Origin of the sequence: Streptococcus pseudopneumoniae (genome assembly GCF_001074975.1) — a bacterium.
GTDB classification, from domain to species: Bacteria; Bacillota; Bacilli; order Lactobacillales; family Streptococcaceae; genus Streptococcus; species Streptococcus pseudopneumoniae_D.
This window is the reverse complement of the sequence record NZ_JUUO01000031.1, coordinates 1-232: the sequence shown is the minus strand read 5'-3', so window position 1 is coordinate 232 and position 232 is coordinate 1. Positions and strand designations below refer to the sequence as shown.

General features: G+C 38.8%; 1 protein-coding gene. It reads left to right on the top strand.

What is annotated here, in order from left to right:
• Position 1 precedes the first annotated feature (1 nt).
• The coding region (locus ADI86_RS01620; RefSeq protein WP_049531502.1) for a YPDG domain-containing protein at positions 2-232 on the top strand (231 nt) is incomplete at its 3' end.

Below are 232 nucleotides of genomic sequence, written 5' to 3'. Positions count from 1 at the left end.
ATTGAAAGAAGAAAATGGAAAAGACATTCCAGCCAAAACAACATACGTAAGTGATCAACCAGGAGTTATCGATGTAGATGACAAAGGAAAAGTCACTGTGACAATTCCAAAAGATAAGAATCCTGGCGATAAGATCACAGGTAAGATTACAGTCACATATCCAGACGGCTCAAAAGAAGACGTCCCAGTAAATGTAACAGTAACTAACCGTGATAAAGATGATTACGCACCG